1 protein-coding gene is annotated in these 420 nt (G+C 72.9%); it reads left to right on the top strand.

The genetic code is table 11. The features are described from left to right. The coding region (locus tag G3I71_RS48490; RefSeq protein ID WP_164325364.1) for a DUF4184 family protein at positions 1-420 on the top strand (420 nt) is incomplete at both ends.

Raw genomic sequence — 420 nt, forward strand, 5'->3', positions numbered from 1 at the left:
CGTCCACGCCTTCGTGCGCGGCGAGAACTGGCGGGGCCGGCGGCCGTCCTCGCTCGCCCTGTGGTTCTACCTGTCGGCGGTGGTCGGTTCGTTGACGCACGTCGGATGGGACAGCTTCACGCACCCGGACCGCTGGGGCACGAACGCGTTGCCGGTGCTGGGCGAGCCGTTCGCGTTCGGGCTGCCGCTGTACTCCTGGGTCCAGTACGGCACTTCCGCGCTCGCCGCCGGCGTCCTGTGCCGGTTCACGGCGACCGCCCTGCGACGGCTGCCGGACGGGCCCGCTCCGGCGTCGGTGCCGGTGCTGGGGCGCGCGGAGTTCTGGGGCGCGGTCGCGCTGTTCGCCGTGTGCGTGACGGTGGGGGTCACGACGCGGGTGATCCGCTGGTACACGTTCTTCGACCGGATCGACAGCCCGCT

The organism is Streptomyces sp. SID12501, from assembly GCF_010550245.1.
GTDB lineage: Bacteria > Actinomycetota > Actinomycetes > Streptomycetales > Streptomycetaceae > Streptomyces.